General features: G+C 70.8%; 12 protein-coding genes. 4 read left to right on the forward strand and 8 right to left on the reverse strand.

The genetic code is table 11. The features are described from left to right. Positions 1-20 precede the first annotated feature (20 nt). Positions 21-1,280 carry an activator-dependent family glycosyltransferase gene (locus ABD832_RS20740; protein WP_344897924.1) on the forward strand — a complete coding sequence of 420 codons (1,260 nt, stop codon included), beginning with the start codon at positions 21-23 and terminating at the stop codon, positions 1,278-1,280. A gap of 48 nt (positions 1,281-1,328) precedes the next feature. Here the strand turns inward: ABD832_RS20740 and ABD832_RS20745 are convergent, their stop codons facing one another. The 3 genes from ABD832_RS20745 to ABD832_RS20755 all read right to left on the reverse strand — a co-directional run bounded on the left by ABD832_RS20745 (position 1,329) and on the right by ABD832_RS20755 (position 5,060). Continuing rightward, entirely contained in the window at positions 1,329-2,555 is a 1,227-nt protein-coding gene (locus tag ABD832_RS20745) for a methyltransferase domain-containing protein (RefSeq protein WP_344897927.1), read from the reverse strand. A 151-nt stretch (positions 2,556-2,706) separates the two neighbouring features. After that, complete coding sequence (locus ABD832_RS20750; protein WP_344897930.1) at positions 2,707-3,690, reverse strand: Gfo/Idh/MocA family protein; 984 nt, start codon at positions 3,688-3,690, stop codon at positions 2,707-2,709. After that, positions 3,687-5,060, reverse strand: a complete 1,374-nt coding sequence (locus ABD832_RS20755) for an NDP-hexose 2,3-dehydratase family protein (protein ID WP_344897933.1) — start codon at positions 5,058-5,060, stop codon at positions 3,687-3,689. The genes ABD832_RS20750 and ABD832_RS20755 overlap by 4 nt, the downstream gene beginning before the upstream one ends. Before the next feature lie 285 nt (positions 5,061-5,345). Here ABD832_RS20755 and ABD832_RS20760 point away from each other — a divergent pair, with 285 nt between their 5' ends. Further along, the gene (locus ABD832_RS20760; RefSeq protein WP_344897936.1) at positions 5,346-5,798 is read left to right on the forward strand and encodes a sugar 3,4-ketoisomerase; all 453 of its coding nucleotides are present in this window, start codon (positions 5,346-5,348) and stop codon (positions 5,796-5,798) included. After that, complete coding sequence (locus tag ABD832_RS20765) at positions 5,795-6,895, forward strand: DegT/DnrJ/EryC1/StrS family aminotransferase (RefSeq protein ID WP_344897940.1); 1,101 nt, start codon at positions 5,795-5,797, stop codon at positions 6,893-6,895. Before ABD832_RS20760 ends, ABD832_RS20765 begins: the two co-directional genes overlap by 4 nt. Positions 6,896-6,929: 34 nt before the next feature. Here ABD832_RS20765 and ABD832_RS20770 read toward each other — a convergent pair whose 3' ends face one another. From ABD832_RS20770 to ABD832_RS20790, 5 genes are all read right to left on the reverse strand, one after another. Further along, positions 6,930-7,925 (reverse strand): NAD-dependent epimerase/dehydratase family protein, encoded by a 996-nt coding sequence (locus tag ABD832_RS20770; RefSeq protein ID WP_344897943.1) that lies wholly within the window; start codon positions 7,923-7,925, stop codon positions 6,930-6,932. 5 nt (positions 7,926-7,930) lie between these two features. Then, a complete protein-coding gene (locus tag ABD832_RS20775; protein WP_344897946.1) occupies positions 7,931-9,280 on the reverse strand; it encodes a nucleotide sugar dehydrogenase in 1,350 nt (449 codons plus the stop codon). A gap of 21 nt (positions 9,281-9,301) precedes the next feature. Beyond that, the gene (locus ABD832_RS20780; protein WP_344897949.1) at positions 9,302-10,456 is read right to left on the reverse strand and encodes an ABC transporter permease; all 1,155 of its coding nucleotides are present in this window, start codon (positions 10,454-10,456) and stop codon (positions 9,302-9,304) included. Further along, positions 10,453-11,622: an ABC transporter permease gene (locus ABD832_RS20785; protein ID WP_344897952.1), complete on the reverse strand. Its 1,170-nt coding sequence runs from the start codon at positions 11,620-11,622 to the stop codon at positions 10,453-10,455. Before ABD832_RS20785 ends, ABD832_RS20780 begins: the two co-directional genes overlap by 4 nt. Before the next feature lie 66 nt (positions 11,623-11,688). Next, complete coding sequence (locus ABD832_RS20790) at positions 11,689-12,549, reverse strand: ABC transporter ATP-binding protein (protein ID WP_344898143.1); 861 nt, start codon at positions 12,547-12,549, stop codon at positions 11,689-11,691. An 825-nt stretch (positions 12,550-13,374) separates the two neighbouring features. Here ABD832_RS20790 and ABD832_RS20795 point away from each other — a divergent pair. Next, positions 13,375-14,031, forward strand: a complete 657-nt coding sequence (locus tag ABD832_RS20795; RefSeq protein ID WP_344897955.1) for a helix-turn-helix transcriptional regulator — start codon at positions 13,375-13,377, stop codon at positions 14,029-14,031. Positions 14,032-14,130: the final 99 nt, after the last annotated feature.

Consider the following 14,130-nt stretch of genomic DNA (forward strand, 5'->3'; position numbering starts at 1 on the left):
GGCCACAGGAAGGAAGGACCATGCGGGTCCTGTTCACGTCGCACGCCGAGAAGAGCCATTTCCTGGGGATGGTGCCGCTGGCGTGGGCACTGCGCAACGCCGGTCACGAGGTCCGGGTGGCCAGCCAGCCCGAGCTGACCGACGTCATCACCGGCGCCGGCCTCACCGCCGTCCCCGTCGGCAGGGATCACGAGTTGCGGCGCCTGTCCAAGGTCATGAAGAAGGTGGAGCCCGGTGCCCCGGTCTTCGACATGGCGGAGGACCGGCCCGAGGTGCTCACCTGGGAGTACCTGACCTGGGGGTACGGCGGGGTGGTGCCGTGGTGGTGGCGGGTGGTGAACGACCCGATGATCGGGGAGCTGACCGAGTACTGCCGCCGGTGGAAGCCGGATCTGGTGATCTGGGAGCCTTTGACCTACGCGGGCTCGATCGCGGCCACCGCCAGCGGTGCCGCGCACGCCCGCTTCATGTGGGGGCTCGACCTGACCGCCCGGATGCGCGGCCACTACCTGCGCGTCATGGAGGAGCAGCCGCCCGGTGACCGCAAGGACGTGCTCGCCCAGTGGCTCGGGGGGTGGGCCGCCAAGACCGGCACGGTCTTCTGCGAGGAGATGACGACCGGGCACTTCACCATCGACTACACGCCCACCTCACTGAGGCTGGACCTGCCGCACACCTACGTGCCACTGCGCTACATCCCCTACAACGGCACCGCCGTCGTCCCGCCCTGGCTGCACACCCCGCCCACCAAACCCCGCGTCTGCCTCACCCTGGGCACCTCCGCCACCGAACGCCTCGACGGCTACTCCCTCGACGTCCAGGACATCATCACCCACCTCGGCGACCTCGACATCGAAGTGGTCGCCACCCTCCCGGAAAAACAACAGGCCGAACTCAGCCACGTCCCCGGCAACGTCCGCCTGGTCTCCTTCGTCCCCCTGCACGTCCTGGCCCCCACCTGCTCGGCCATGATCCACCACGGCGGCGGAGGATCCTTCTCCACCAGCGTCGTCAACGCCGTCCCCCAGCTCATCCTCGCCGACATGTTCGACGCCCCCCTCAAAGGCCGCCTCCTCGCCCACCAAGGCGCCGGCCTCACCCTGCACAGCAGCCAGGCCACCGGACCCCGCGTCCGCGAACACCTCCTGCGCCTGCTGAACGAACCCTCCTTCACCCAAGCCGCCCAGAAACTCCGCCAGGAAACCCTCACCACCCCCGGCCCCAACCAACTCGTCCCCGAACTGGAACGACTCACCGCCCAGCACCGCGGAGTGCGGTGAGCCGGGCGGTGCGGTGGGCCGGAAGCGGGACCGGGGGCGGCCCGGGGATCAGACGACGTGCACCTCGGGCACGTACAGGATCCACCTGCCGCCCGCCTCGCGGAAGGCGCGCTCCTTGGCCATGATCTCCTCGGCGTGGTTCCAGGCGAACAGCAGCGCGTAGTCGGGGTAGGGGTCGGCGAACGCGGCCGGCTCCCGCACCGGGATGTGCGAGCCCGGGGTGAGCCTGCCCTGCTTGGCGACGGTGGTGTCGCAGATGAACGGGACCAGGTCAGGGCCGATGCCGCAGTAGTTGGTCACGGTGGCGCTCTTCGCGGTCGCCCCGTAGCCCACGACCCGCTTGCCGTCGTTGCGCAGGTCGCGCAGCAGGGCGGTGAGGTCGTCGCGGATCCGCTCGACGTTGCGGGCGAAGCCCTTGAGCGTGGGCATGGCCGCGAGGTTGCGCTTGTTCTCGTCCTCCAGCAGCTCGGCCACGGCCTCGGACGGGGTCCTCGCGCCGGCGTGGGCCAGCGTGTAGCGGACCTCGCCGCCGTGCACCGGGAGCCGCTCGACGTCGACGAGCTCCAGGTCGAAGCGGGCGGCCATGGCCTGGACGGAGCGGACGGTGAAGAAGTAGAAGTGCTCGTCGTAGATCTGGTCGAAGGAGGTGCGCTCGACGATCTCGGAGAAGTAGGGGTCCTCGAAGACGAAGACGCCGGTGGGGGCCAGCAGCGCGGTCACCCCGCGCAGGATGGACTCCATGTACGGGATGTGGCAGAGGGTGTTGGCGGCGTAGATGACGTCCGCCCGCCCGTCGGTGGCGAGGATGTCGCGGGCGGTCTCCTCCTCGAAGAAGGACGTGCGCACCCGGATGCCCTTGGCGTGGGCCATCGCGGCCACCCCGCCGGACGGCTCCACGCCCAGGTGCCGGACCCCGGCCTCGGCGATCGCCTTGAGCATCACCCCGTCGTTGCAGCCCAGCTCGACGACGAACGGGTCGTCGCCGGTCAGCTCGGTGGCGAGCAGGCGCCGCGCGAGCTTCTCGAAGTGCTCGCGCATGACCGCCGAGCCCGACGACACGTACGGGTAGTCCTCGTGGAACATGCGGTCGCGGGGGATCTCCTCCATGAGCTGCACCATCGTGCAGGACTCGCATATCCCGACGGCGAGCCGCACGAAGAATTCGTCCGCGAAATCCTCGGGACGGACGAACGCGTCGGAGAGCGGCTGGCGCCCGAAGTCGAAGAATTCGGCAAGGGGACCGGCGCAGACACGACAGCGCGACTGGGAAGACATACTCGGCTCCTCGATTCGATGTGCACGGGCGGGGTGAATCAACGGGAAATCATGGGGAGATTCGCTTCGGGCATGCCGAAGAAAGGAAGCCGGGAGCGTTTGTTCAGGATGCCCGGACGCCCCCGGCCGCCACTTTTCCGGCATTTCATTGTCATATCGTTATCCGCCGTGCCGTCCGGCGTATCTCGTCGACGAGCCCGGCCTGGGCGAGGGCCTGGACGGTGTGGACGGCCTGGCTCTCGCCCTGCCTGACCGAGCGCGCGAACGACTCCAGGATGTTGACGAACTGCCGGTCGGCGGGAAGCGTCCGCTCCTCGACGTGGTCCTGCCGCTCCAGGCGCACGACCGGGCGCATCGAGTCGGGCGAGGTGTAGGCGCGGTCCAGGAAGATCGACCCCAGTGACCCCCACAGCGAGTACGAGCTGCGGTAGGAGTGCTCGAACCCGAACCTGATCTGCGCGGAGACGCCCCGGGGCGAGCACAGCAGCGCGCCGCCGTCGACGTCCACCCCGGTGGCGGCGTCGTAGCGCAGGAACGCGCCGCAGACCTCCAGGTCACCGCCCAGGAAGAGCTGTGCGGCGCGGATCGGGTAGACGCCGACCTCGAACAGGGCCCCGCCACCGAGCTGCGGCCGGTAGCGGAAGTCGCCGGGGTCGCGCGGCGGGATGCCGAAGTCCCCGGCGAAGGAGCGCAGCTCGCCGATGGCCCCCTCACCGAGCAGCCGCCGTACCTCCTCGTGCTGGGAGTGGTGGGGGAAGACGAGGTTCTCCACCAGCAGCAGCCCGCTGCGCTCGGCCAGGGAGAGCAGCCCCTCGGCCTCCTCGCGGCTGGTGGCCAGGGGTTTCTCGGCCAGCACGTGCTTTCCGGCCCGCAGCGCGCGGCCGACCCACTCGGCGCGCAGCCCGGTGGGCAGCGGGATGTACACCGCCTCCACGTCGGGGCGTTCCAGAAGGGCCGCGTACCCGGTGACGGCGTCGCAGCCGAAGCGCCCCGCGAAGGTCTCGGCCTTGGCCGTCTCGCGGCTGGCGACCGCCACCGGCAGCACGGCCGGGCTGGCGGTCATCGCGGGCAGCATCCGCCGCCAGGCGATGTCCGCGCACGAGAGCACTCCCATGCGCACCGGTGCGACCGTCAACGCTCTCCTCCCCACAGGCCCTGCAGGCAGGCGACCAGGGTGCGGGCCTGGACGTTGATGTAGTAGCTGTGCCGCAGCAGCCCGGACAGCTGGCCGACGGTGACCCAGGCGTAGTCCTCGGGCACGTCGACGGGGAAGTCGTCCTCGGCCTCGATCACCAGGTACCTGATGACCGCTCCCATGAAGCGTCCTCCCTCCTCCGACAGCATCGCCTCGAAGCGGATCCGGGACGGGTCGGCGTTCAGCACGTACTCCATGAAACGCGGGCGCCGCTCTGCGGGCACGCCCTCGTAGCTCTCGGGCGCGCACTGCAGGGTGGCGGCCAGCTCGACCATGTCCGGCAGGCCGCCCTCCATCCGGGCGTGGACCAGCACGTGCAGCACGCCGTGGATCCGTTTGACCACGAAGGCGACCACGCCCTGGCCGACCGGCACGAACAGGGGCTGGCTCCACGAGCCGACCTCCCGGCCGGCCCCGCTCACCGCGACCGCGGCGACCGTGAAGTACTTGCCCTCCTCGTGGGCGATCTCGTCGCGGGAGCGCTTCCAGTGGGTGACCTGCTCCAGGTTGATGCACCAGCGGTCGACCAGCTTGGTGCTCCTGGCCGCGGTGAACCAGCTCAGCAGGCCGGAGGTGGTGTGCAGGGCGGCCCCGCCGCCTACCACCGAGCGGCGCAGCGCCCCGCAGAAGTCGTCGCGCTCGTCGCCGCCCAGGACCGTGCCGTCGAACGGGACGCACGCCAGCACGGTGCGGGAGTCCATGTTGACGAGGTTGTCGACGCGCAGCAGCTCCTGGAGCTGGCCGATGGTGAGCCAGCAGAAGCCGTCGCGGACCTCGACGTCCTCGGTCACCTCGACGACCATGTTGCGGTTGCGCTTGCACCAGAACCACGACCCGTGCTCGGACTGCAGCACGTCGACGAGCACGCCGCCGGGCCGGGGCCGGGTGAAGTACTCCAGGTAGGGCACGCCCGCGCCGCGGTGCACGCCGACGTAGTTGCTGTGCGTGGCCTGCACGGTGGGCGACAGCTGCACGGAGTTGACGTTGCCCGGCTCCATCTTGGCCTGCATGAGGAAGTGGACGACGCCGTCGATCTCCTTGGCGAGGATGCCGAGGATGCCGATCTCGGACTGGTTGATGATCGGCTGCGACCAGCTCGCCGCCGGGTCGGAACGGGTGCTGACCCGCAGCCCCTCCACGGAGAAGAACCGCCCGCTGCGGTGGACCAGGTTGCCGCTGCCCGGCGCGAAGCTCCAGCCGTCCAGGTCCGCGAAGGGGATCCGGGTGACCTCGGCGCGCTCGGTGCGGTGGCGCTCGGCGAACCACTCCCTGAACTCGGCGAGCGGAAGGACGGCACTGTCCCTGGCCATGGCCGATTTCGTCAGGCGGGTTCTGAACTCATTATTCTCCCGGCGCAGAGAATGTGATATCTGGGGGAGGCTGGTCATGTTCCGACCCTCCGGTCTTTGGATCGCACGGCCTTCGCCGGAGAGTAATTATATAAATCCCGTTAGTCCATTGCATTCGTTCTTCCGGTACGGATCCGGGGCGCCGGGAATCGCTTGACCGCCGGGTTTTCTGAAAATAGCGTTTGTCCCGCTGGCGAGACGGAACGGGGCGGAGCGACCCCTCGTCCGAGGGAGGGTGGCAGCCCGATGAGTTCTTCTGCGAACGGCGGCGGGGACGTCATGGTCGGCAGGGTCGAACCGTGCCGCATCGTCGAGCTCCCGGAGATCGTCGACCCCCGGGGCAGCCTGTGCGTGGTCGAGTCCGGCAAGGAGATCGACTTCGACGTGAAGCGGGCCTACTACATGTTCGGCATGCCGCCGGAGACCCGCCGCGGCGGGCACGGCCACCGCCGCCTGCGGCAGCTGATCATAGCGGTGCACGGAAGCTTCAAGGTCGACGTGGACGACGGTTTCAGCAGGCGCACCTTCGTGCTCGACCACCCCCGGCGGGGGCTGTACATGACCCCGATGGTCTGGCGGGACATGGTCGACTTCGCGCCCGGGACGGTCGGCCTGTGGCTGGTCTCCGAGACCTACGACGAGTCCGACTACTACCGCGACTACGACGAGTTCCTGCGGGACGCGCGGAGCGGGGCGTGAGCGTCCCCTTCCTGGACCTGCGAGCCCCGTACGGGGAGCTGCGCGGCGAGATCGACGCGGCCCTGCAGCGGGTGCTGAGCTCGGGCTGGTACCTGATGGGGCCCGAGCTGGAGGCGTTCGAGGCGGAGTTCGCGGCCTGGTGCGGCAACGCGCACTGCGTGGCGGTGGGCAGCGGCTGCGACGCGCTGGAGCTGTCCCTGCGCGCGATGGGCGTCGGAGAAGGGGACGAGGTGATCGTCCCCTCGCACACGTTCTTCGCGAGCTGGGTGGCGGTCTCCAGGAGCGGCGCGCGGCCGGTGCCGGTGGAGCCGGACGAGCGGACCTGCACCCTCGACCCCGCGCGGATCGAGGCGGCCGTCACGCCCCGCACCAAGGTGATCATGCCGGTGCACCTGTACGGCCACCCCGCCGACCTGCGGGCCGTCGAGGACGTCGCCGCCCGGCACGGCCTGCGGATCCTGCAGGACGCCGCCCAGGCCCACGGCGCCGCCGAGCACGGCCGCCGGATCGGGTCGCGCTCCACGTCCGCGTTCAGCTTCTACCCCGGCAAGAACCTCGGCGCCCTCGGCGACGGCGGCGCCGTGGTGACGGACGACGCCGAGCTGGCCGAGCGGCTGCGGCTGCTGCGCAACGTCGGCTCCCGCGAGAAGTACGTGCACGAGGTCGTGGCGGCCAACTCCCGGCTGGACGAGCTGCAGGCCGCCGTGCTGCGGGTCAAGCTCACGCGGCTGGACGAGTGGAACGAGCGCCGCAGGGCCGTGGCCGCGCGCTACCTGGACGGGCTCAAGGGCGTGGGCGACCTGGTCCTGCCCGTGCCCGCGCCGTGGGCCGAGCCGGTCTGGCACCTGTTCGTGGTGCGCACCGCGCGCCGGCGGGAGCTGCAGGAACGGCTGGCCGCCGCGGGGATCGGCACGCTGGTCCACTACCCGGTCGCGGTGCACCGCTCCCCGGCCTACGCCGGCCACGGGTACGCGCCAGGATCGCTGCCGCTGGCCGAACGGCTCGCCGACGAGGTGCTGAGCCTGCCGATGGGCCCCCACCTGGACGACGACGCGGTGGACGCGGTCGTGGCCGCGACGCGCGAGGCCTTCGCCTGACGGGACCGGACGGCCGTCCGGTCCCGCCGGGCCGTCAGGCGGCCGAGCCGCTGTCGGGCTGTTCCAGCCACCAGGGGTTGGCCCGTGCCCACTCGATCGTCCTGGACAGGCCGTCCCGCAGGTCGGTGGTGGTGCGCCAGCCGAGCACGGCGAGCGCCTTGGAGGTGTCGGGGACGCGGCGCGACAGGTCCTGGTAGGCGGAGCCGAAGCCGTCGCGCGGGTCCACCGCGACCGCCTTGTCCCCGTCGGTCAGCTCCACCACGAGCTCGATGAGCTCGCGGACGGTCGTCTCGACCGAGCTGCCGATGTTGAAGCACTCCCCCAGCGCCACGTCGGCGGTGCCGGCCTCGACGGTGGCGGCGATCGCGTCGTCGACGAAGGTGAAGCAGCGCGTCTGCCCGCCGTCGTCGTACAGGACCGGCGGCAGGCCGCGCAGGGCGCGGTGGATGCTGCGGCTGACCACGAAGCCCGGCCGCTGGCGGGGCCCGTAGACGTTGAAGTAGCGCACGATGGTGGCGTCGAGCCCGCGCTGGCGCATGTAGGCGAACGTCAGGTGCTCGGCCAGCGCCTTGCTGGAGGAGTAGCTCCACCGGTCGGTGGCGGTGCTGCCGAGGACGCGGTCGTCGTCCTCGGCCCACGGCACGGCCGGGTTCTTGCCGAACACCTCGCTGGTGCTGGCCAGCACCAGCCGGGCGCCGGCCCGCTCGGTGAGCTCCAGCACGTTCCTCGTGCCCATGAGGTTGATGTCGATGACGTCGAGGGGACGGTCGATGTAGCGGTCGACGCCGACGACGGCCGCCAGGTGGTAGACGGTGTCGACGTCGCCGGTGATCACATCGGCGAGCGCCTCGGGGTCCCTGATGTCGCCGCCGACGTACCGCGGCCCCGCCCCGCCGTCCAGGCCGGGCGGGGGCGGCCCGCCGTCGAAGACCGTGACCTCGTCCCCGCGCCGGACCAGGGCCTCGACGAGGTGGCTGCCGAGGAAGCCGAGGCCGCCGGTGACGACGACCTTCGCGGCGTTGCTTCCCATGTCCCCTACCTCCCGATCCCGCGGTAGGCGTACCCGGACTCGCGCAACAGGTCTATGGTCTCGCGCGGGTAGTAGGCGCGGCCGTCGACGACCGCGCACCTCGGGGCGACGTGCTCGCGGAGCGCGGCGAAGTCGATGTCGTGGAACTCCCGGTGCCAGGCGAGGACGGCCAGGCAGTCGGCGCCGCGCACCGCCTCCTCCAGCGAGGCGGCCTGCGGCAGCCCGAAGAGCTTCTCGGCCTCGTCGGCGTCGACCAGCGGGTCGTACAGGGTGACCTCCACGCCGGCCTTGAGCAGCTCCTCCACGACCGGCCTGACCGGTGTCTCGCGCAGGTCGCCGGTGTTGTTCTTGAAGGCCAGCCCGAGGACCGTCACCTTCGCGCCCACCGGGGAGCGGCCCGTCCTGGCCAGCTCCTCCACGATGAGGTCGCGGGTGTAGTGCGGCATGGAGTCGTTGACCTCGCGGGCCGCGGGGATCGTCAGCAGGTCGATGCCGTGCTCGCGGGCGGAGCGCCAGACCATCCAGGGGTCCTTGGTCAGGCAGGAGCCGCCCACGCCCACGCTCGGCAGCAGGATGTTGACGTTGCCGTTGCCCTTGGGGATGGAGTTGGCCGCGGAGATGATGTCGAGGACGTCGACGTCCAGCGCCGCGCAGACCCGGGCCAGCTCGTTGGCCAGGGCGATGTTGTGGTCGATCCACCAGTTGTCGGCGAGCTTGACCATCTCGGCCGCCTCCAGGGAGGCCACCGGGATCACCTCGACGCCGATCGCCCGGCGCCAGAACTCCACCGCCGCGGCCGAGGAGTCGGCGCACCAGCCGCCGACGATGATGGGGAAGCTGCGCAGCTCGCGCAGGGCGGTGCCCTCGGAGAGGCGTTCGGGGCAGAAGGCGAGCCCGAAGTCCTCGCCGCAGACCAGGCCGCCGCGCTCCAGCAGCGGCAGCGCCAGGGAGCGGGTCACCCCCGGCGGGACGGTGCTCTTGAAGACCAGCAGCTGGCCGGGACGGATGTGCCTGCCGAGCTCCTCGCAGGCGCCGCGGAGCTGGCTCTCCTTCATGACGCCGCGCTCGCCGGTGGGCGTGCCGACCGCGACGATGACCACGTCCGCCTCGGAGACGCTCTCGTAGCTCGTGGTGACGCGCAGCCGGTCGCCCGCGTGGCGGGCCACCAGCTCGGGCAGGCCGGCCTCGCTGAACCGGCAGTGGCCGGCGTTCAGCTCCTCGACGAGCACGGGGTCGGTGTCGACCCCGATCACGTTCACGCCCCGGTCGGCCAGGACCGCGGCCACGCACGACCCGACGTATCCCAGGCCGAGAACCGCGGCCGTGATGTTCTCCCGCTCTGGCAGGAAACGCATGTCATCTCCAAAGGTCTGGCTTTACCGGGTGAGGACACGACGCAGGCGCCAGACGCCGAGGGCGAACAGGACGGCGGCGTAGCAGCTCAGGATGCCGAACTGGGGCAGGACGTCGACGATGGTGCCGCCGTTCCTGACCAGTTCGGCGAAGGCCTCGTAGGCCCAGGCGTGCGGCGTCACGTGCGCGATGGTCTGCATGGTGGGGCTGAAGGACTCCAGGGCGACCATGGAGCCGCCGAGGGCGCCGAGCCCCAGGCCGAGGACCATCGCGACGGAGATCGCCGCCCCGGGGGTCTTGAACGCCGACCCCAGCAGCATCGCGGCGCCGCTCCCGACCAGGGAGAACACCAGGATCAGGGCACCGGCCGCGAACAGGTTCCCCCAGTCGACCCCGAAGATCAGGGCCGAGCCGATCATGATCAGCAGCGCCTGGACGAGCGCGATGACCAGCCGGCCGAGGGCCTCGCCCGCGACGATGGCGCGTGCCGTGACCGGGGCCGCGTACATCCGGCGCGCCACCCCGAGCAGCCGGGTCTCGACGAGCCCGATCGCCGCGGTCATCGAGGTCAGGAAGGTGAACAGCAGCAGCAGGGGCGGGGCCGAGGCGCCGAACGGGTTGAACCCCTCGGGGAACAGGCTGCGGCCCGTGGTGGTGACGCGCACCTGGACGGTCCCGACGTCCACCCGGGCGGCTTTCGCGAGGTTCTCCTCGAAGGTCCCGCTCCCCTCCTGCTGCCCGAAGCGGGCGGCGCGCAGCAGCGCGGCCTGCTGGGGGACGACGGAGCGGATCCAGGTGCCGATCTCGGCCGCGCCCGGGTCCTCCTGGCGGGTCAGGTAACGCAGCTCGACCTGCCCTCCGCCGCGCACCCTGGCGTCGTAGTCGGCCGGGACGATCACGCCGGTCCGCAGCCTGCCGCGCTCCACCGCGGTCCGCAGCGCGGACTCGTCGGCGACCCGCTCGACCGCGATGCGCTTGCCCGAGCCCAGGGCCTGGACCAGCTGCTCCGACAGCGGCCCGGAACCGCTCACCACGCCCAGCGTCAGCTGCTGGCTGCCGCCGAACAGCTGCCCGAGCACGAAGACCATCAGGAACGGCGCGACGATCACGAAGAAGATGTTGGTGCGGTCGCTGAAGACCCGGCGGAGGTTGACCATTGCTATCGCGAGGGCCTTCACGCGTGCACCATCCTTCCGACGCGGAACAGGGCCAGGGCGCCTCCCAGGGCGGCGAAGCCGAGCAGGGCGGCGACCGGGACCGCCACGGCCTGCAGCGATCCCCCGCCGGCCAGGTCGCCCAGGCCCTGCATGAACCACTTGTGCGGGGTGAGGTAGCCGAGCACGGTGAACCCGCCCAGCTGCGCGCTGGGGAAGAACACCCCGCCGAAGATGCCCAGCAGCATCGCCACCACCGACTGCCAGTTCGACGCCTGCTCGGCGGTACGGGCGAAGGTGGCCAGCGCGGTCATCAGCCCGGTGGCGGCGAGCACGCCCGAGACCACCAGCGCGGCCACGCCGAGCGGGTCGCCCCAGCGGGCGCCGATGACCAGCGTGGTGACCACGACGAGGATCGCCATGCTCACGATGCCCACCAGGACGCCGCTGAGCAGCTTGCCCATCACGATCGCGGGCCGGGAGATCGGCGCGGCCAGCATGCGGGTCAGCGTGCCGGCCCTGCGCTCGTCGAAGATGCTGGTGATGCTGAAGACCACGGCGAAGAACAGAAAGAACATGGCCATGCCGGCCGAGTAGTAGGTGGTGACGTCCAGCTGGCGCCGCAGCGCGGAGGCGTCCTCGCGCAGCGAGACCGGCATGGGGGACGCGCCGGCCCGTCCGGCCAGCGCGGCGGCCCGTTCGTCACCGGGCGCCGTCCCCGGGGGGGCCGCCACGGCGACGGCCAGCTGGACCGAGCGCAGCCCGGCGGCGTAGGACTGCGCGACCTCCCGGGCGACCTGGACCGCGACCGGGGCGCCGACGTTGCCGATGATCTCCAGGGTGGTGGGCCGCCCGGAGCGCGCGTCGGCGGAGAAGTTCGCGGGGACGACGAAGGTCGCCTCCACCTCGCCCCGCTGGGTCAGCGCGCGGGCCTCCTCGACGGTGGACGCCGGCCGCAGGGTCACGACGCCCGACCGGCGCATGGGCTCCAGGACCTGGCCGACGAAGCCCGCGTTCCCGGCCCCGCGGTCGGCGTCGACCACGGCGTACCGGGCCTTGAAGTCCTCGCCCGCGCCGCCCAGGACGGCGTTGAGGATGAAGGCCATGCCGAGCGGCAGCACGATCGCGAAGACGATCAGCGTGCTGTCCTTGGCCCGCTGTCGCAGGTCCTTCACGAGTATGGTGATCATTCCGCGCACCGTGGGCCTCCGTTCCCTCAGTTCCCGCCGGTCCCTGTCAGTCGCTGTCAGTCCCTGTCAGTCCCGGAGCGCCTTGCCGGTGAGGTGCAGGAAGACGGCCTCCAGGTCGGGTTCGCGCACCTCCGCCGAGCGGACCGCCGCGCCCGCGCCCGCCACGACCTCGAACAGTCGCGGCAGCACCGCCCTGGCCCCCTCCACGAGCAGGTCGACCCGGGAGCCCTCGCCGGACACCTGGCGCACCTGCGGCGCGTCGGCGAGCGCCCGCCGCACGCGGTCCAGGTCACCGTCCACCTGCAGCAGCACCTGGTCGTTCTCGCCGACCATGTCCACCAGTTCGCGGCGGGTGCCCTCGGCCTTCATCTGACCCAGGTCGACGATGCCGACCCTGTCGCAGAGGCGTTCGGCCTCCTCCATGTAGTGCGTGGTGTAGAGCACGGCCACCCCCTCGGCGGCCAGGCGCTGCACGCTCTCCAGGATGGAGTTGCGGCTCTGCGGGTCGACTCCCGCGGTGGGTTCGTCCAGGATCAGCAGGCGTGGACGGTTCAGCAGCCCGATGCCGATGTTCAGGCGGCGGGCCATGCCCCCGGAGTAGCCGGAGACCGCCTCGTCGGCGCGGTCGGCCAGCCCGATCGTCTCCAGCACCTCGCTCACCTTGCTCTTGCCCTGGCGGCCCCGCAGGCCGTGCAGCTGCGCGAAGAACCACAGGTTCTGACGTGCCGTGAGGTCCTGGTAGAGCGCGAGTTCCTGGGGTACGTAGCCGATCAGCGCCTTGGTCTTCGTGTTCCGCGCGTCGTGCGGCCGGCCGTCGATGACGACGGTGCCCTCGTCGCGCTCGACGACGCCGACAATCATGGAAATCGTCGTGCTCTTTCCGGCGCCATTCGGCCCGATGAGGCCGTAAACCTCGCCCTCGGCGATGGAAAAAACCGATGCCGTCGACCGCGACTATCTGGCCATAACGTTTACGGAGTCCTTCGCACACCAGAATGCTGTCGCTCATACGGCCTGATTCAACACGTCCCGTTCTCACCGCACAAGATACGGAGAAGGACCACGGAAGGCTTTGCGGCACGGCCGCGAATATTCTGCGGCGTTCGCCGCCGCACGGCACGCCCGCCTGCGTGGAAAAGGCTCCCGGCACGGGTCCGGACGGGACGGCCCGGTCGCCCGGCGCACGCGGGGGACCGCGAACGCGGGGGGAGGCGCGAGGCCGCCCCCCGCGAACGCGGAGGAATCAGCAGGTGCTGTTGCTGAGCGTGCTGTGGGGCAGCTCGGAGTACTCGGGCGCTACGTCGATCTCCTGCAGCTCGAGAATGTTGGACAGATCCATAAGACACCTCCTTCGAGGGCTCGAAAGTCAGACCGGCCATGTGGCGGCCCCGGACCGGCCGGGTCTTCCCCTTCGGCACGCCGTCGTCCTCGCCGGCTCCGGAAGGTGCACCGCTGGTATTCCACGGCTTTCACGGAAACCGCACCGTGACACCTCCACCGAAAAGCGATGACGAACGAAAGAGCCATCGAGGCGTCAATCCCGGCCGCTCCGCGACGAAACATAGTTATGGAACCCCGGAATGCGCAACGGCCTGTCCTAAAACGGCCATCCGGTCCGTGTTTCCATAAGGTGAAAACGTCCGGGGCCCCAGGCTTTAGCCGTGACATTATATTTTCATGCACCACGCCGAGCCGAATGCCAGCGGGGATCGGGTAATCACGCTCCAGGAACTGCACGACATTTTTCACCGGATGGCGGAGAGCCGGTGCCGGGAGGTCCTCGCGGTTCTCTCCGGGGACACGCTGGGCCGGTTCCTGTCCGAGCGGGTGGGTGAGCTCGGCGCCGACGAGAGCCGCTCGCTCTCCGTCGTCCGCGCCGGGACCGCCGGCGCGGAGCCCGACTCCCCCGCGGATCGCCCCCGTGTCCGGACGCTGCCCTCGCTGCCGCTCTCGATGCTCGTCACCGACCGGCGGACGGCGTTGCTGAGCCTGCGGACCCCGCCGGGCGAGGAGGCCGGCCCGATCGTACTGGTGACGCGGCCCGGCCATGTCTCCACCCTGCTGTCCGTGTTCGACCACCTGTGGAGCAGCGCGTACACCTCGCCGCCCACCGAGGGCACCTCCCCGGGCGGCAGGCCCCAGGGGCGCTGCCGGGCCGTGCTCGACCTCCTCGCGGAGGGGCTGACCGACAACGCCGTGGCGGCCCGGCTCGGCATCGCCGAACGCACCGTCCGGCGCGAGGTGAACGGGCTGATGCAGGCCGCGGGCGCGACCAGCAGGTTCCAGCTCGCGCTGCGCGCCCAGGAGCTCGGCTGGCTGCACCGTCCCGCCGGCGAGACAGCGCCCGGCAGCGGACCCGAAAGAGGACCTGTTTCCGGCCGTGTATCGCTTTTCCCCGAGCATGGATAACGACGTTGACTATCCAGGAACCCCAAACCTAATGTCCAACCGTCAGCGAGATCCGACGGTTCGACCGGACGGGATCATTGCGTCCCGGGCCCATCGCCG

Origin of the sequence: Streptosporangium longisporum (assembly GCF_039534895.1) — a bacterium.
GTDB classification, from domain to species: Bacteria; Actinomycetota; Actinomycetes; order Streptosporangiales; family Streptosporangiaceae; genus Streptosporangium; species Streptosporangium longisporum.